General features: G+C 36.5%; 16 protein-coding genes and 1 pseudogene. 12 read left to right on the top strand and 5 right to left on the bottom strand.

Translation table 11 applies throughout. The features are described from left to right. The first annotated feature begins 207 nt into the window (after nt 1-207). Nucleotides 208-813, top strand: coding sequence for a DJ-1/PfpI family protein (locus tag F6K18_RS24545; protein WP_124144746.1), 606 nt, complete (start codon nt 208-210; stop codon nt 811-813). A gap of 230 nt (nt 814-1,043) precedes the next feature. On the opposite strand, the gene F6K18_RS24540 is transcribed toward F6K18_RS24545, so the two are convergent. Next, the gene (locus F6K18_RS24540; protein WP_287524944.1) at nt 1,044-1,208 is read right to left on the bottom strand and encodes a hypothetical protein; all 165 of its coding nucleotides are present in this window, start codon (nt 1,206-1,208) and stop codon (nt 1,044-1,046) included. 408 nt (nt 1,209-1,616) lie between these two features. Here F6K18_RS24540 and F6K18_RS24535 point away from each other — a divergent pair, with 408 nt between their 5' ends. The 4 genes from F6K18_RS24535 to F6K18_RS24520 all read left to right on the top strand — a co-directional run bounded on the left by F6K18_RS24535 (nt 1,617) and on the right by F6K18_RS24520 (nt 4,860). Next, the gene (locus F6K18_RS24535; protein WP_287524943.1) at nt 1,617-3,437 is read left to right on the top strand and encodes an AGE family epimerase/isomerase; all 1,821 of its coding nucleotides are present in this window, start codon (nt 1,617-1,619) and stop codon (nt 3,435-3,437) included. Between the two features lie 51 nt (nt 3,438-3,488). Beyond that, complete coding sequence (locus tag F6K18_RS24530) at nt 3,489-3,650, top strand: hypothetical protein (protein ID WP_287524942.1); 162 nt, start codon at nt 3,489-3,491, stop codon at nt 3,648-3,650. A gap of 602 nt (nt 3,651-4,252) precedes the next feature. Further along, nucleotides 4,253-4,453, top strand: a complete 201-nt coding sequence (locus F6K18_RS24525) for a hypothetical protein (RefSeq protein WP_124144744.1) — start codon at nt 4,253-4,255, stop codon at nt 4,451-4,453. A 68-nt stretch (nt 4,454-4,521) separates the two neighbouring features. Further along, nucleotides 4,522-4,860 (top strand): anti-sigma factor antagonist, encoded by a 339-nt coding sequence (locus F6K18_RS24520; RefSeq protein ID WP_287524941.1) that lies wholly within the window; start codon nt 4,522-4,524, stop codon nt 4,858-4,860. A gap of 562 nt (nt 4,861-5,422) precedes the next feature. Here F6K18_RS24520 and F6K18_RS24515 read toward each other — a convergent pair. Together F6K18_RS24515 and F6K18_RS24510 are read right to left on the bottom strand one after the other, a co-directional pair. Further along, a pseudogene (locus F6K18_RS24515) lies at nt 5,423-5,572 on the bottom strand (4-Cys prefix domain-containing protein); the annotation flags it as partial. A 122-nt stretch (nt 5,573-5,694) separates the two neighbouring features. Then, entirely contained in the window at nt 5,695-7,221 is a 1,527-nt protein-coding gene (locus F6K18_RS24510) for a GUN4 domain-containing protein (protein ID WP_287524940.1), read from the bottom strand. Between the two features lie 746 nt (nt 7,222-7,967). Here F6K18_RS24510 and F6K18_RS24505 point away from each other — a divergent pair. Next, nucleotides 7,968-8,105 (top strand): hypothetical protein, encoded by a 138-nt coding sequence (locus F6K18_RS24505; protein WP_287524939.1) that lies wholly within the window; start codon nt 7,968-7,970, stop codon nt 8,103-8,105. Nucleotides 8,106-8,358: 253 nt separating this feature from the next. Further along, nucleotides 8,359-9,963: a B12-binding domain-containing radical SAM protein gene (locus tag F6K18_RS24500; RefSeq protein ID WP_287524938.1), complete on the top strand. Its 1,605-nt coding sequence runs from the start codon at nt 8,359-8,361 to the stop codon at nt 9,961-9,963. A 580-nt stretch (nt 9,964-10,543) separates the two neighbouring features. Here F6K18_RS24500 and F6K18_RS24495 read toward each other — a convergent pair. Both F6K18_RS24495 and F6K18_RS24490 read right to left on the bottom strand, forming a co-directional pair. After that, complete coding sequence (locus F6K18_RS24495) at nt 10,544-10,708, bottom strand: hypothetical protein (protein ID WP_287524937.1); 165 nt, start codon at nt 10,706-10,708, stop codon at nt 10,544-10,546. Between the two features lie 115 nt (nt 10,709-10,823). After that, nucleotides 10,824-11,159 carry a hypothetical protein gene (locus F6K18_RS24490; RefSeq protein WP_287524936.1) on the bottom strand — a complete coding sequence of 112 codons (336 nt, stop codon included), beginning with the start codon at nt 11,157-11,159 and terminating at the stop codon, nt 10,824-10,826. A 687-nt stretch (nt 11,160-11,846) separates the two neighbouring features. Between F6K18_RS24490 and F6K18_RS24485 the strand changes: the two genes are divergently transcribed. The 5 genes from F6K18_RS24485 (at nt 11,847) to F6K18_RS24465 (ending at nt 17,910) form a co-directional block, all read left to right on the top strand. Continuing rightward, a complete protein-coding gene (locus tag F6K18_RS24485) occupies nt 11,847-12,632 on the top strand; it encodes an HMA2 domain-containing protein (protein ID WP_287524935.1) in 786 nt (261 codons plus the stop codon). Between the two features lie 73 nt (nt 12,633-12,705). Beyond that, nucleotides 12,706-12,975, top strand: coding sequence for a DUF5132 domain-containing protein (locus tag F6K18_RS24480; protein ID WP_287524934.1), 270 nt, complete (start codon nt 12,706-12,708; stop codon nt 12,973-12,975). Nucleotides 12,976-13,445: 470 nt separating this feature from the next. Further along, nucleotides 13,446-13,604, top strand: a complete 159-nt coding sequence (locus F6K18_RS24475; RefSeq protein ID WP_287524933.1) for a hypothetical protein — start codon at nt 13,446-13,448, stop codon at nt 13,602-13,604. A 594-nt stretch (nt 13,605-14,198) separates the two neighbouring features. Further along, nucleotides 14,199-15,239, top strand: a complete 1,041-nt coding sequence (locus tag F6K18_RS24470) for a J domain-containing protein (RefSeq protein WP_287524932.1) — start codon at nt 14,199-14,201, stop codon at nt 15,237-15,239. Nucleotides 15,240-16,053: 814 nt separating this feature from the next. Continuing rightward, a complete protein-coding gene (locus F6K18_RS24465; RefSeq protein ID WP_287524931.1) occupies nt 16,054-17,910 on the top strand; it encodes a tetratricopeptide repeat protein in 1,857 nt (618 codons plus the stop codon). The last annotated feature ends 3 nt before the right edge of the window (nt 17,911-17,913 follow it).

The following is a 17,913-nucleotide window of genomic DNA, read 5'->3' as shown; positions in this document are numbered from 1 at the left end:
TACCTTGAATATAGTTAGCATCTAATTATAATATCTAGATACTGAGTTTTTACATCTGAGTTTAAATATAAAAACAGCAACTAAATAGCTATTTTGTGATAATAATGATGTGTAAAATTATAGTTACTCAGAATCAATGATGATAATGTTATCCCTCGTAGATTCATTGTTTGATTATACTTTGTAAAGAGTAAGGAGTAAAAAAGAATGGCTACCGCGACAAAAGGTAAAATTGGAGTCTTAATAGAAGACCATTTTGATCCTACAGAATATCTAAAATTTAATGAATTTTTCCCTCAAAAAGGCTATGAAGTAGAATATATTACTCATTTATGGGGTAATAAAGAATTACATTTTGGCTCTAACCCAGAAAATAATATTGTCGAACAACAAGTTACTGTTTCGACAGAAGTTAATGATATTAATCCCTCAGACTATAAAGGGATAATTTGTATTGGCGCTTATGCTATGGATAGATTGAGGTATCAGGTAAATCCTAAAAAAGGTGAACCCAACCAAGCACCAGCAGTAGCATTTCTCCGTAAAGCTGTCAATACTGAAAATGTGAAATTAGGAGCAATTTGTCATAGTTTATGGCTATTTTGTGCCGACAATGAAATGATTAAAAATAAAAAAGTCACCTGCGCTCACAATATTATTTGTGATGTAGAAAACGCTGGAGCAGATGTAATATTTGATGGAGATCAAACAGCAGATTTAGTGATTGATGGAAACTTAATCACAGCCAAACATCCAGGTGTAACAGATGAATTTATGGAAAAATTTGTAGAAGCGATCGAAGTTAACAATTAATATTGAAGAAGGTGGTAGGTGGTAGGTGGTAGGTGTTACCTCAAGATTTAGGATTAAATTAGAGGATAAAAATTAAAACCTGTCACACTCAATATAGAACCCATTTGATATATCTATTTATTTACAGCGGGTTCCACCTTGGTGAGATACACCCCGAAGCGAGCAAGATGCTCGCACTGGGAACATTTAATTTTTCATATCTGTACTTCATATACTTGGAATTTGCTGTATCAAAGATAGGGAGTGGAGGAGATGGGAGAATTTTTTGGTAGTGGTGTATTTTCATTGGTCGTGTATTGTCTGGCAATGTTTGTGACAAAAACAGTGGGAGCATCTTGCTTCCGTGCCAGGTATCCGTTGTTCTTGTATACAATTATGCGACCAGGACTACTCATTTTTCTACCTTTTTCTCCTATTCAGGACTTACGCAAATTCTTAGATCAAACGCTATATGTAGAGGGAGAATGCCATTTGCCCCTACTAGATATGGCGCTTGGTGCGTAAGTCCTGCTATTCTCTAACTAATACCAATTCAGTTAAAATTTGACTTCTGACTTCCGTGAAACAGTATAAATTTCCTGACTTCTGACTCAGTCATCCAGGAGGACTGCTACCAAAAGCACATACCGCGTCCAAACATAGCAAATGGGTTTTATACATAAGACTTCTTGCAAAAGTGTTAATTAAATCAATTCAAGACAATACAATATATGTAAACAATTTAATCTCCCTATTCCCTATTCCCTGACTTCTACAAGAAGTCTATAAAAAAAACTCGTAAACAAAGTTAAAAATCATTCAAAATGAGTACCCAAATAGAATTTAGCTTTTCTGACCTAATAGCAGGATATGTTACCAAATACGACTCAGAAACAGATATTTTTGGTATCAAAACAACAGACGGCAGAGAATTTCAAGCCAGACTAAGTCCAATATCTTACGCCAAACTCGTACAAAATTTAGACGAAGCATACCCAGATGCTACAGGTTCCATGCGTTCAATGTTAGTACCTGGTCGGTATATATTTACATACGGAGTCTTCTTCCCAGATAGTCCCATATTTGAAGCCAAACAAATTATATTTGTCGGCCGCCAAGCAAACGACTATGTTTTTGAGAAACCTAACTGGTGGGTAGACCAAGTACGTTCCCTTGCTAACTTTTATGTCAAAGCTCAGTTTGGCGACGAAGAAATTGACTACCGTAACTATCGCACAACCCTAAGTCTATCCGGTGCAAAATCTCAGATCAACTTCTCTCAAGAAACTGATACTATTTCCCGGATGGTTTACGGAATGGCGACTGCTTACATGATGACTGGGGAAGAAACTTTTCTAGAAGCAGCAGAAAAAGGCACCGAATATCTGCGAGACCACATGAGATTTGTAGACCTAGACGAAGGAATTGTCTATTGGTATCACGGTATCGATGTACAAGGAGAGCGGGAACAAAAAATCTTCGCTTCAGAATTTGGCGATGACTACGATGCTATTCCTGCTTACGAACAAATTTACGCCCTTGCAGGTCCGTTACAAACATATCGACTCAATGGCGACCCTCGGATCATGGACGATACCGAGAAAACCATCAAACTATTCAACGACTTCTACCTGGATAAGAGCGATCGCGGCGGTTACTACTCTCACCTAGACCCCATCACCCTAGACCCCCTCAGCGAATCATTAGGACGGAATAAAGGTACCAAAAACTGGAACTCAGTGGGCGACCACGCACCAGCATATTTAATTAATCTCTGGTTAGCAACAGAAAAACCAGAATATGCTGATATGCTCGAATATACCTTTGACACTATTGAAAAACGGTTCCCAGACTACGAAAACTCTCCCTTTGTCAATGAAAAATTCTTTGAAGACTGGAGTCCAGACCATACTTGGGGATGGCAGCAAAACCGGGCAGTAGTTGGTCACAATATGAAAATTGCCTGGAATTTGATGCGGATGAATAGTCTCAAAGCCAAAGATTCTTATGTCGATCTGGCCAAGAAAATTGCCGATCTTATGCCAGCAGTAGGCAGCGACCAACAACGGGGTGGTTGGTATGATGTAGTGGAGAGGGTATTGGGTGAAGACGAAAAAATCCACCGTTTTGTTTGGCACGACCGTAAAGCTTGGTGGCAACAGGAACAGTCTATTCTAGCTTATTATATTCTCGCAGGAGTTTTGGGAGAGCCAGAATATCATCGGTTAGCGCGGGAAGCTGCTGCTTTTTACAATGCTTGGTTCCTGGATACAGAAGATGGTGGGGTTTATTTCAATGTTCTTGCTAATGGTATTCCTTTCTTGGCAAGTGGTAACGAACGAGGTAAGGGGTCTCACTCCATGAGTGGTTATCACTCTACAGAGTTATGTTTTCTTTCTGCTGTTTATACTAATCTCCTGGTTAACAAGCAGCCAATGGATTTTTACTTTAAACCTATTCCCGGTGGTTTCCCCGATAATATCCTGCGGGTGTCGCCAGATATTCTGCCTCCAGGTAGTATTAAAATTGGCTCTGTAGAAATTGATGGCAAACCCTACAGTGATTTTGATACTGAGAAACTGAGTGTCAAGTTGCCTGATATTAAAGAAAGGGTGAAAGTTAAGGTAAATATTGTACCTACCTGAGTGGATGGTGGTGCATAGTAATGGCAAAGGAAACACCGGGAATTTAGGGAGATGGGGAGTGTGGGGAGCACCGAGAGTGTGGGAGAAAAAAATATATATCCTCACCATTACCATCCAGGACTACCCCTGAGCGGGTTGAAAGCAAAAAGTTCAGATAATACCTTAGATGTATCTATGGGGGTGGTGGTGCATTGTCATGGTCGTGCATTGTAATTATTTTTGTTACGATATACGGTAGTGGGAGCATCTTGCTCCTTTATATCATGTCCGGATAATTAGTGATGAAAAAAATTATCCTTTCACTTGTAGGGCAAATCTATTTTTTCTTCTTCTGTTGGTCAGCATTCCCTTGCGACTGTCGTCGTCGCGAGGTCGCACCGCTACTCCCTTCCCTACTCATATCATGTCCGGTAGCATCGGAGCGTGTATAAAATTAAGGTGACAATAGGATAAAACCTTCTGCCTCCTGCCTCCAGCATAGCTGCCTTCCTTCCAGCAAAGTCTAATTATTCAACCGGACATAATATCACTTATTTATATATTCAACCGGACATAATATTACTCGCGGGCAGGATGCCCACACTAGACATTGCTTGTTCCTATTTACCATTACGCGAGCAGGACTACCTTTATGGGTTTAATATCATGTTCGGACGGGTCAGTTAGAAATAAAATTTAAGAACTGACAGTACCGACAGTACCTAAAGAAATACTGAAATTATCTTTACTTTCCTCCTTTCTTCCCTCCTGACTCCTGACTCCTGATTCCTCACAACAGTTATTTATAAGTATTCAACCAAACATGATATAAATTATTGTTTTGGTTAAATTTGTGGTATAAAATCTGTGGTAGTAGATTGAAGAAGGAGTCAGAATCAAGAGTGGGGGACAATTCAGACCCATCACTAATAATTGCAGACCACCAAAGCATCAGATTTGCTGCTGGTATTCAACCCATTTCTTCATCCGCCAGTTGTACAGAATTCTATCTAGCAATTCAGACAGTACGCTACTGACGGCTAATTTACCTCTACCTGAATTCTTTGTTGATAACTGAGACCAAACACTTAAATATTGTTATATCATGATACAAATTGATATTAATACAGTAGTAGAAAATATTACAGTAGTAGAATTAACAGGGGACATTGACGCTAGTACAGCACCTAAAGTTTCAGAAGAAATATTACCTCTAGCGACTCCTGGCTGCAAAATTCTGATAAATATGAGCAATGTGCCATATATGTCTAGTGCAGGGTTGCGCACATTACTATCACTGTACCGACAAACAACAGCAAAGGAAGGAAAAGTTGTATTAGTGGGACTTTCTGAAGAGCTTGAAGATACTATGTCTGTGACTGGGTTTCTAGACTTTTTTGCAACTGCTGAAAATGTTGAGTCAGGAATGGCAACACTAAATTGAAGCAGGTGGTAGTTCAACAATTAATAATTAATTATTAATTATTAATTATTACCTCTCCTTCAAAAGAAGAGAATTGACTTAACTGGCTATCAGCTATCAGCATTTGAGCTAGCCTCCTAGGTCGGAACTCGGAACTGCGTTAACAGCTTTTTGACCTTGGGTTTATACCCCGACAACTAATGCGCCGGATGGTTGAGTCGGGGTTGAAATCCCCGACGAGGGCGTAAAAAAAGTCCTAATGCTGACCGCTGACTGCTATTTAAAGAAAAATTTTGTCTTTTTTCCCCTTTAAAGGAGAGGCTTTAAACCTTGATTATTCGGTTAAATTTTGTTAAGCGGTTCAGCATTTCAAAGTATATATCCAATTTTTGTGAAAGGGAGTAGGAAATATAAATAGGACTTAGGCGCTGACAATAGATATAGGGCTTTGTGCGTTACGCTACTACTAACAAACCCTACTGGACTACTTTGCTACTTTTTTTTCTTGACGGCTGAAACAGCTATATGTTATAATATATTAATATATGCGTGAGATAATAGAACCTGAAATAATACCCACTCAAGCTAAAAAAGTTCGACCAAAACCACCTTGTCCGATAATACTTTTTGCCCAATAACGTTCTACAAGTAATAGTTTATCTCCACATTTTTGACAGACCTGAAAATTATCAGGATTAATAGTTAGACATTCCGGGTTCAGACATTGAGACATAATAAATTAATGGATAATTGATAGAGAAAAAATAGATGTTTTTAATGTTGATTTTAATGATTTACAAAGGGAGTTATACCGTGGTTGAATTACCCGCAATAAATACTTGTATATGTTAAATTCTACAAGTCTCTGTGTGATAGAAGGGTACTAGCTACATCAGGATGAGAACCCAAACCCACAAACCAAGCTAACCAAATCATAGTAAAATCCCATCTTGTTCCTTGCCATTGCAGCCTAACAAAACACAGTGGGAAATAACCTAAATTACAGGAATAAAAATTTGACAGTGAAAAAATCAAATCTTCGTATTCTAACCATTTCCCTTTTTTACGCCAACCTACTTTGTCTCCGAACGCTTCCCATACTTTGGAATTGTACTTCCGTGTACCACCTAAACTCTGATAAATTTTCTTCTGTACAGAAAAGCCAAATTTACCATTACTGTATCTTACCCAAAGTCGATCAATTGTGCAGAGGTCTGTATAAGGAAAATAATCTATATGTTCAACATTTAGAAAACCCAATTTCTCTTGTCTTGCAACTTCTAACATACAACGCTTAGTTTCCTTATCTGCTTCTTCCCATTTTCCTAATGCTAATAAATTTTGTAGTTTATTATAGTCTACTCTTAGTACAACTGGAGGTATATTAGTATGGGTAGAATCTTGAGGATATTGTGGAGGTAATGAAGGTAGTAAAAGTCTATTAGTAGCAGAAGAATATTTTGGAGATTGTTGATGATTTTGAGTATGATAAACAGAATAATTACCAAATCCTAAATTCGCCAAAACATCCTCAACATTCTGATAACGTTGCTTTGGTTTTTGCTCCACCAAACCATCTAAAATTTTCCCTAATTCATCACTCACAAAATTTCCATTTAAACAATCTCGCCATACCCATTCCATTTCCATTACATCATACAAATCAAAGGGACTCATCTGAGTCAATAAATGCAAACAAACAACCCCCAAACTATACAAGTCACTCCCAAATTTTGCCTTTCCCATCGACTGTTCCGGGGCGCAATATTCTGCGGAACCAATAACTGTTCCTGTCACCGTCCGACTTTGAGTTTTCGGCAGAACTTTAGCAGCTCCAAAGTCAACCAAAACTAACCTTTTATCCGCCTCTATCCTAATAATATTCTCCGGTTTAATATCCCGATGAATCACATTATGACTGTGAACAAACTGCAAAACAGATAATAAGTCAATTAACAATTCTCGAATCTGACCTTCATTAAAAACCCCATGATTATCTAACTCTTGTTGCAGAGTTTCTCCCTGAATAAATTCCTGTACTAAATATTGACGACTATCCACAGAAAAATAAGCAAAAAGTTCAGGAATTTGTGGATGCTTTCCTAACAACTCCAACCTTTCCGCTTCCTGTGCAAATAACTCCGCAGCTTTTTCCAAATTTTCAGTTCCCTGAGCTTGAGGAAGAAATTGTTTAATCACACAAAAAGGTTGAGAAGGTTTTAACTCATCTACGGCTAAAAAAGTACGACCAAAACCACCTTGTCCGAGAATACTTTTTACCCAATAACGTTCTACAAGTAATAGTTTATTTCCACATTTTTGACAGAACTGAAAATTATCAGGATTAATAGTTAGACATTCCGGGTTCAGACATTGAGACATAATAATAAATTTTTTTATAATCTACTAAACTCTATTATTAAATTATAAACAAGACTTAAGCAGCCAAACAAGAAACTGGGTTTATAGTATTTTTTTGCTTAATGAGGTACATTGACGATCCCCCTAAATCCCCCTTAAAAAGCTATGCTTTATCAACATCTTTCTTCACATAAAAATTGACAAAATAGACAAGTTATGTATAAGTCTTGGAGGGAATTTTTCAGGAGAAAAGTGTATTGAAAAATACATTTTTTTGAAAACTGTAGACAAGATTTTTGCCCCCACACTCCCCACACTCCCCACCCTCCCCACAAGGTTTTCAGGAGTTCCTGATCAGGTATAGCTTAAAAAGGGGGACTTTGAATACTCCCCTCTTAAAAAGCTATGCTTTATAAACATCTTTCTTAACATAAAACTTGACAAAGGCAGTCAGTTATAATTAAGTCTTGAATCAGCTTTTTTCTCAGAAATAGTGTATTGAATTAGACATTTTTTTGATAAATCCACCCCAAGATTCTGACTCCCCCCTCTTCCCCCTCTCCCCACTCTCCTATAAGGGTTTCAGGAGTTCCTGATCAGGGATAGCTTAAAAAGGGGGGCGGGGGGATCTAAAACTGTACCTGATAGATTATTGAATTTATTGTCAGTTATTGTTTTGGAAAAATTACCAGAAATGAGTCATCAGGAGTTAGAAGCTATATTTAGTATTAATGATTTGAAAAAAAAACTCTTTTGCTCAGGAATTAATGGCAGAAGCAGAAGAAAGAGGAAAGTTAAAGGTTATTCCTGAATTACTAAAGCAAGGCTTTTCTGTGGAAAAAATTGCTAATATACTTCACCTTGATGTTCGGCAAGTCCAACAATTTATTAATAATCTCAATTAATTAGAATTACTACCAGTAAAGAAAATCTAGGTTTGGTTAATTTATACATTAGTAGAGTGTCTATCAATAGAGAAAACCCAACAAATTTTTTCCTATTCTAGGAGGTAATGATAATTGATAAATGATAACTGAAATGACTACTTTAATAAATAATTAATATTTAATTTATTGCCGAAATTAACTTAATAACGTTAAAGTTAGGCAGAGTTTGTGTAAACAGACATTTAATCCTAATTTGAGGAGCGAATATTTAATGCGAGTTTTATTAATTTATCCCTTATTTCCCCAATCTTTCTGGTCTTTTGAAAAAATTCTGGAACTGGTAAATCGCAAAGTAATGCTACCTCCTTTAGGGTTAGTAACAGTAGCAGCTATCTTACCCCAGGAATGGGAATATAAATTAGTCGATAGAAATATTAGGGCAGTCACAGAAACAGAATGGGAATGGGCAGATTTAGTCATACTTTCGGCAATGATTGTCCAAAAAGAAGACTTACATGACCAAATCCGAGAAGCAAAACGACGTAATAAATTAGTAGCTTGTGGTGGCCCATATCCCACAGCATTACCCCAAGAACAATTGGACAGTGGTGTAGATTTTCTAATTCTGGATGAAGGGGAAATTACTTTGCCTATGTTTGTCGATGCTGTCAAACGTGGGGAAACTCACGGTATTTTCCGTGCAGATGGGAATAAACCTGATGTGACAACAACTCCTATTCCCAGATTCGATTTATTGGAAATGCAATATTATGAATCTATGTCGGTTCAGTTTTCCCGTGGTTGTCCGTTCCAATGTGAATTTTGTGATATTATTGTTCTGTATGGTCGTAAACCCCGTACTAAAACGCCAGCACAATTATTAGCAGAGTTAGATTACTTATACGATTTAGGATGGCGTGGTTCTCTATTTATGGTGGATGACAACTTTATTGGCAACAAGCGTAATGTTAAGTTGTTGCTGAAAGAATTAAAAGTTTGGCAAGCAGAACATCAATATCCATTTAAAATGACTACTGAAGCTTCCGTTAACTTAGCAGAAGACCCAGAATTAATGCAGTTAATGGTAGATTCTAATCTTAGAGCAGTATTTTTGGGAATAGAAACTCCTGATGAAGATAGTTTAGAGTTAACCCATAAATATCAAAATAATCGTAACCCTCTCAATGAAGCAGTAGAGAAAATTATTAAATCTGGTATCAGAGTAATGGCAGGGTTTATTATCGGTTTTGATGGAGAAAAACCAGGAGCAGGCGATCGCATCGTTAAATTTGTGGAAGAGACAACTATTCCCACTGCCATGTTTAGTATGTTGCAAGTTTTACCTAATACTGCACTTTGGCACCGTCTGAAAAAGGAAGGTCGCCTTTTAGATAAAGGTGCTAACATTAATCAAGTAACACTGACAAATTTTATCCCCACGAGACCAATAGAAGATATTGCCAGAGAATATGTAGAAGCATTCTGGCAGTTGTACGACCATGAAAAGTTTTTAGATCGAACTTATCGGCATTTTCTGATAATGGGAAGTCCCACTGCTAAAGGTGTTGCAAAAATGCCAAGTTTGATGGAGTTACGAGCATTGTTGATTATTTGTTGGCGACAGGGAATAAAGCGAAAAACTCGTTGGAAGTTTTGGCATCATTTGTTTAGCATTAGAAAACATAATCCTAGTATTTTGCCACGTTATATTAGTACCTGCGCTCATATAGAACATTTTTATGAATATCGTCATATTGTCAAAGAGAATATTGAAGCGCAGTTAGCTGAATATTTAGCTGAGAATAAACAGTTAAATTTCATAGAGAAGGAACAAGAAAGACCAAAATTAAAAAAGGTAAAAGAAGAAGCAGCTTAAAGTCTGCAAGTAGAGAGGTTTAATACAATTTCTCTACATTTCTATTTTTCCTTTGGTTAGCAAAACCACAATCTTGAAATCATTAACTAGCTGTCAGCTAAAAGCTTTCAGCTCGGGTTAAAATCTACTTTAAATTGCATTTCTCTAGGTTTCAGCGAGCGATCGCTGTTTGTGGAGTATGACCCTAGAAAATGCTGACTGCACCAATTGATGTTTACGGAGCATTCCGTCAGGAAATACTTTTTAAAATCAGATCATATCCGGTAGCATCGGTATTGTAAGCGCGAAGGTAAGGAAGAAGGCTATTGAGTAAGAAAAAAACCTAAATTTCCTGTAGATATTCACCCTTGGGTTTACACAAACGATTGCCTTCGGACATGATATGATTTATAAAGTAAATATTAAGAGGCTGAATTTTTTGGAATACAAGGGTTTTGGGAGTTATAGCCCAATAATACCTAAATCCCTGAAAGTTAGGTGAAATAAAGGTTTTAGCTAAATTTACAAATCAGCTTTAATAGCGCGATAAAAACTTTATACTTCTATTCCTTTTTCCTTCTTCCCTCCTAATACCATCCTCTTAATACCATTTCTGAATAGACATCTCCAGAAAAGGTTCTTCAACCCTGATAATACTGTTCCAAAATCGATATTTTTGGAGAAGTCTAATAGTAATGCTATGTTTGATTACCATTTCCCCATCTCCCCATCTCCCCATCTCCCCATTATTAAAGATATATAACAAACTTTTTGAGATTTGCTATGACTCCTAACTCCTGAGGACTGACTCCTGAGGACTGACTCCTGATTCCTCCGTCGTTATTTATCAGTATTCAACCGGACATGATATCACTCAGCTTTCAACGGAGTTTTTTTGCTAAAATTTGCCCTACCTTTTTAACTATTGGGTCAATTTCAATCGCAAAATATTCTCCAATTTCCTTTTCTACTAAATTAGTCAAATTAACTGTTTCTGGATAAATATCAAACACCAAAGAAAATTTGGCCATATCCCTAATTATTAACAGTACTCCATCCAAACAAATCAGGTCTTTAACATCAAGATATTGAAGAAAATCATTCTTCCAAAGTACCTCAATTTTTATCCCTCCCCCTGATAAATTCTCTTTAGAAATTAACTGACAATACCCCGAAGGTACACCATAAAATAAAGACCCAGAAATTTCTTCTCCCAAACGAATAGACCTTTCTAAATTCAGCTTTTTCTGTCCTTCATATTGTGCAGCAACTTTTGTCGAAGCTAGATAAAACTTTAATAGTTGAAGAAGGAGACAGGAGACAGGAGACAGGAGACAGGAGGAAAATTACATGGGGATAGTCAACGAAGGGCCGCTCCGCGTCTACGCTCCCCCAAGTAATTTTGAACACTCCAGTTGACGGTGGGGTATTAAACCCACAAAGAAAATGATAAAACTCTCCTAATATCTCTTTACCTAAAATTGTTAACGCCCTCCCATTGACAGAAATATTAGACTTGATTTCCACTTCAGTATATAAACTATCAGATGTGTAGGACAGTACGGGATCAATCCCGTGGCTCATGTTTCATCCAGGGGTTGAAACCCCCAGGCTCTCATCTTCAACTCAAACTTTTGTAGATTATTGTCTTTTAAGTTTAAGATTACTCTCTTACTCCTTTCAAAGTCTTTAAAATTAAGGTTTTCCAGGTTAACATTAAATTTTTCTAATAAAATAAAGTTATGAAGAACCGTAACAAGGGTTGCTTTTTTTGGATGAATAGTATTAAATATATAAATAGAGTAAAAAACAGTTAACCTGGTTTAAACATGGAATTTGCAACTGTGAATTAGTATTTATAAATCCAGATTAAATTAGCTCTTTAGACATCAGGGAGGTGGACAATGGCCAACGTAACTACAGAACAAACAACAAATATAGCGATGCAAGTAGTACATAACACTCCTGGGCGTATCCGTTTAAAGGCTTGTAGTAAAAATATTGATATTCCTACCCTCAAAGCAATAGCTCAACAACTACAGCAGCATGAAGGTATCTACGAGGTGAAACTAAATAATAGCACGGGTAGCTTAGTTGTGAGTTTTGATTTCAGCACTATGTCTTTGTCTCGGTTGTGGGAAATATTGAAGGATTTAAACATTGATGAACGCACCCCCGCATTAATATCGCCGACAACAGAAGCAGTAGAAAATAAATCATCACAACCTGTAAATCCTACGGTGACATTTACAGCAGATTTAATAGATTCTCTAATTCCCATGACTGCCTGTATGCTGGTTAACCAAAAGTTGGGGATTTCCGGTTGGCGAAGTTTACCAATTTCCCTAATAACATCGAAGTTGACTAGAGGGGTAATCGAACAGCTAAAACCAGAGTCGGACGAGTTAACAACAGAGAAAAATTTAACTCCCACTGTTGCACCCTCATTTCAAGTGCTTCATTCTACCCTAGGGCGAGTAAGGTTGCGAGTACCGCAAGTTGGTAATGATGTAGACTATGGCCAGAGACTAGAACAATTAATTTTAAGCACTGATGGAGTGACAAATGTCCGTATCAACTCTTCGGCAGCTTCAGTGGCGATCGCCCATGAACCTCATCTAGATATGCTTCCTTATCTGGCTAAGTTAGTAGAAGAAGCTAACTTAACTACTTCAGTATCTTCACAATAAACTTAAATAGCATAACTCAAAGAAGCATTACTGGAAATACTCATCACTTAATGTAGGTAAAAGGAGATTTATCATGTCAAGCATACTAAAAACAGTCAAACACACAAATCTATCTACAGTAGCGTTTGGTTTAGGCGCCGTAGTAATAGCACCGATATTAGTTCCTGTAGTTAAACCAGTTGCTAAGGCAACTCTTAAAGGTGGGATCAGACTTTATGAAAAAAGCAAAGCTGCTTTAACTGAAACTGGAGAAATGCTGGAAGACTTGGTAGCTGAAGTCAAAGCCGAAAAAATGACAGTCGCAGAATCTGTAAAAGTTAATGTAAAGACTACTGAAGAATAACAAGCATATTGTTGGTAAATCTGTTGGCTACAGGGGATTGGCATCCCCTGTTTTTTTTTGTGTTATTACTGTATAATACCAATTTGATAAGTGTTTGTTACAAATGTAGTAGTAAGAAAGAAGGAAGAAGCAATAAGGAAGAAGGGATAAATATTTAAAAAATGTAAAAACGATAGATATAAATATCTAAAATGAATCAGAGTAGCTATTTTTAAGCATATCTGAGCGGGAGCTAACTTTTTGTAGCATTCTTTTTTCAAATTAGAGATAATTCGGAAGATTCAACTGAGAAAGACTTTTTTGGAGAGGATTATTATGATGAGAAAAATCACTCTAAATTCCATGAACAACCAGATATTTCTCAACCACGTCCGAGTAGAGATTTAAGAAAAATTTTCCTAAAATTAGCTGATAAATTTCATCCTGATAAAGCGACGGAACATGAAACTCGTATTCTTTATACTGAAATAATGAAAGAAATTAATATTGCTTATCAAAGTGGTGATTTGGCTAGGTTGCTAGAGATTGAACGGGAGGAAAATCAAGAAACAGTGAATTTTTACCAAAATGATACTGAAAAAGAATGTGAACGTTTAGGGAAAGAAATTGAATTGTTATCTCAACAGTAGTTGAAGTCAAGACAGAAAAAATCACAGTAGCGCAAATGGTAAAAGTTTCTGTTAAAAACTAATAGAAATAAAAAGCATATTGTTGGTAAATTCTGTTGGCAACAGGGGATAACATCTCCTGTTTTTTTTGTGTTAATGATTTTGAGTAATTTGGTAAGAAACAATTTGTATCTTAGCTTTTTGAATCAATTAGAGATACTATAGCACTACGCAAATAGCTGAGGACATTTATAAATGTTCAAACTCAGTCAGATATTACTTTTATAGCGCTACGCATTAAGATTAGGACATAAATAGAACCTGAAACCCCTTTGTATTCCCCTGTTGCCTATTGCCTCTCTTGGTACGCATTCCCTTGCGTCTGTCGCCGACGCGGGGTCGCACCGCTGTTGCCTGTTGCCTTGCGCGTAGCGCTATAACTTTTAACTTTTGACTTTTGAGTTGCGCGTAGCGCTATATATTCTTACTCAGATGACACATTGAGTTGAGTTGCGCGTAGCGCTATATATTCTTACTCAGATGACACATTGAGTAAATTACGATAGACTGTAAAAGATTAAATTACCAAAGTTTTTATTATTATACTTACTATCTATGCCAAGAAAAACTAAAAAAACAGCAACTTCTAATTCTCTACCTCAAGAAAATGCTTTATCCTTCTCTTCCATTCACGCTAGGATTGATTTTCTCAAGGAAAAACATCAAAAACTTCTGACCAAAATCAAACGTAAAAAAACTGAATTGTCTAACCTGACTCAACAAATGCAAACACTTACTCAAGAAGTGCGTCAAAAAAGTAGACCATTTTATGAACAAATTAATAGTCTAGATCAAAAAATTCATGGGCTATTTGATAAAATTTTAAGTAATAAACGTTTAGGAAAACGTCAAAAGCAAGAAGTTATAGATATTTATCGAATCTTACAATTGACAGGTAAAATTTCTCCTCGCCCAGAATATTTTAATCGGTCATCATCTACAGATTTTCAAGATGAAGATAGAGATGATTATGAACAGACAACAGAGAAAGATTTTTTTGGAGAAAATCATCATTACGATGAAAATGAAGATATTTGTCAACCACGTCCTAGTAGAGACCTGAGAAAAATATTCTTAAAATTGGCCGATAAATTTCACCCAGATAAAGCTAGGGATAATGAAACTCGTGTTTTCTATACTGAAATCATGAAAGAAATTAATATTGCTTATCAAAGTGGCGATCTAGCTCGGTTACTAGAGATTGAAAGAGATAAAAATCAAGAAAAAGTTAAGTTTTCCCAAAATGATAGTGAAAAAGAATGCGAACAATTAGAGAAAGAAATTGAACTATTATCTCAACAATATGAACAAGTTAAATCAGAGTTACGAGAGGTGAAAAAGACTCCTCAAGGAAATATGGTAAAACAGTATCGCAAAGCAAAGCGACAAGGAGAAAATTTGATGGAAAAGTTGGTGGAAGAAGCAGAGATTGATCTATATTCTTTGCAACAATTACATAATTTTGTTAAAGATCTTAAAGACCGAAAAATTACATTAAAAGAGTTTGTTAGAGGTCCTAATTATGCAAAGATGGATGATATGGAAGATATGATTCATGAAATGTTTGAAAAAATGTTTGTAGTGATAAATGTATAAATTAATTTAATCAGTATTGTGATTGTATTTTTAAGAAGGAAGAAGACATCCCCCCTTGCACCCGGATGATGCGCTATCCCTGATAAGGAACTCCTGAAAACCTTGTGGGAAGCAGGGGAGTAGGGGAGCAGGGAGCAGGGGAGAAAGGAGAAAAAATCATAGTAGATAGGAAAAACTACTTAAGTTATCAAAAAAAATTTACTTTTTAATACACTTTTTATCTGACAAAAACCTTTGAAGGACTCCCACATAACTTGTCTATTTTGTCGAGTTTTATGTTAAGAAAGATGTTTATAAAGCATAGCTTTGAAAGGGGGGAGAAAGAAGGAAAAGTGTATGGAGATTAGCTCCAACAAGCTTGTATAAACTACGGGTGAAGTGAGTAGGAATTAAACCTATCCCAGGAGGGGAATGTGGGGAGATGAGGAGATTCGTATATTTGCACGATTAAATGTATTTCATAATAATATTATCTGAGTACAAAGAATTAGTATTCCTCTTTTTTTTAAGAGGATAAAAAGCGGTCAAGAGATGGCGAGGAATCCTGCGCCATATCTAATCGACCAAGAGAAAAGGGGTGCATCTCATAGCAAGCAAAAATACTTTTTTCCTATATATTCCCTGTTCCCTGTTCCCTGTTCCCTGTTCCCTGTTCCCTAAAAGCGATAAATTTTTGGCTTTATTCACGCATTGAGATGCACCCGAGAAAAGAAAATATTCCTGATTTCAAGCTTTTAGCTGTTTGCGCAGCATTCCGTAGGAAAGCAAAAGGTACTAATAACTGATAACTGATAACTGATAACTGATAATTCAAATGACAGAATCTATTTCTTGGCAGGAACGCTATCTTAATTTAATTGACCACATTGTGGAAATTACCCTCAAAGGTCAAATCCGTTCTAAAGAACAGGTATATCAAATGCTGGTAAAAGAAGTTAGCAGTGGTACGGGCGAAATTTTTGAACGTTGTTTTGATGAACGTCTACAAACTATCCAAAACCAAGTAGATACAGAAACTGATGAGTTAAAACAAGCAAAAGCTAATCGTCGTTTGCGGGCCCTGAAAACTATTCAGGGAGAATGGGAGCGGTGGGAAAAACTAAATCAAACTCAAGAAGCGATCGCTTCATCTGTACAAGAAATTATTAATGCTGAGTCTAGCGATCGCCTGACTACTTTATTCAATGCTATTGACCCTAACCAAAAACAACCCCTGACTCTCAATCAACTCCAAAAACTAGCCCAAAGTCTAGACGGACAAAAACTCCAAACTGCTGACTCTGAGTTAGAAAAAGACTTGCAACAGTTTGCGACTGGTATTACTAAAGGTCTAGAAGCTTGGCAACGACTGCAACCTTATTTGGTAAGTTGGATTTATGACCAAAGTAAGGGTCAATTAGGATTTGGTGGTACTCCTGAACAACGAGGACCGTGGGTATTATGGGCAAAACAGGTAAATAGTTCTTTTCCAGAGGGTTTATTTAATACTATTGCTTTGGAAAAGTCGATTGTAGAATTTGCGAGTAAAGCTAGTATTGAAGCTAATAATTTAGTTGAGTTAGCATTAATTTTACAATGTTTACAAAGAGGATTAGTAGAATGGTTTGATAAGTTGATTTATGATGCTAAGGTAGGGGCAAAATTATCTATTTCTACTTTTTTAACTTTTGCTACTATTTGGTGTCAATTAGCGAATGGTTTTCAAGCTAGACCTCGTTTAACTAATTCTTGTTTTCAGGTAGCATTGCAAATTTTTCGTGCCTTTTCTCAACAAGAATATTTTCCGCTCTATGGTGGAATTTTTGCTTCTTTTTCTGGAGAATATTTACAGAATGCTTTGAGTTATTTAGATGCTCCTTTGCAAATAGTTAAAGGTACTCAAGCAAAGGCAAGAATTTTAACTTTATTGGGTTATTCTCAGCGTACTTTGGGGGAATATTTAAGGGCGATGGAATTTCATAAACAAGCTTTAGAAATTTCCCAAGAAACAGAGGATAAATTCTGTGAAATTGCTAATCTTAATCATTTGAGTCGGACTTGTGTGGCGATGCAGGATTATAGTGAGGCAATTAATTACAGTCAAAGAGCGTTGATGTTTTCTCGACAAATAGGGGATAAAAAAGGGGAAGCTAATGCTTTAGCTAATTTAGGTTTTAGTGAGGTTTTCCAAGCTAGAAAACAAGAAATGATGGAAACAGAGATTTATGAAAATGCAATTAATTATTTACAACAGGGTTTAAAGTTATCAGAAACTTTGGGTGATGGTCAGAGTAAGTCTCTTTGTTTTAGTAGTTTAGGAATTGCATTTATGGTATTAGATAAACCTGAAGATGCTCTGTTATATTTAGCTGGGGGTTGGCAAGCTGCTCAATATTCTGGAGATTTATATTTGCAAGGTTTGAATTTGGCTTATCTTGCTCAAGCTTATTATAGTTTGCAAAATTTGGAGAAAGCTGTTTTTGCTGGTTGTTTGGGTATGTATCTTTTGGAGCAAATTGGTAGTAATGAATGGCGACAAACCGCTGGGTTTATGGTTGTATTGAAGGGTCAATTGGGAGAAGAGTTTAATGAAATTTTAGAGCGGCAAAGGTCAGAAATTTTGCCAGTTATTGGAGTGGATGGTTATGATTATATATCTGAACTTTTAGTTAAATATCAACAATCACTTTAGAGA

The sequence above is a fragment of the Okeania sp. SIO2C2 genome (assembly GCF_010692625.1).
GTDB lineage: Bacteria > Cyanobacteriota > Cyanobacteriia > Cyanobacteriales > Microcoleaceae > Okeania > Okeania hirsuta.
The sequence above is the reverse complement of the archived record's forward strand: the minus strand, read 5'-3'. Positions and strand labels throughout refer to the sequence as shown.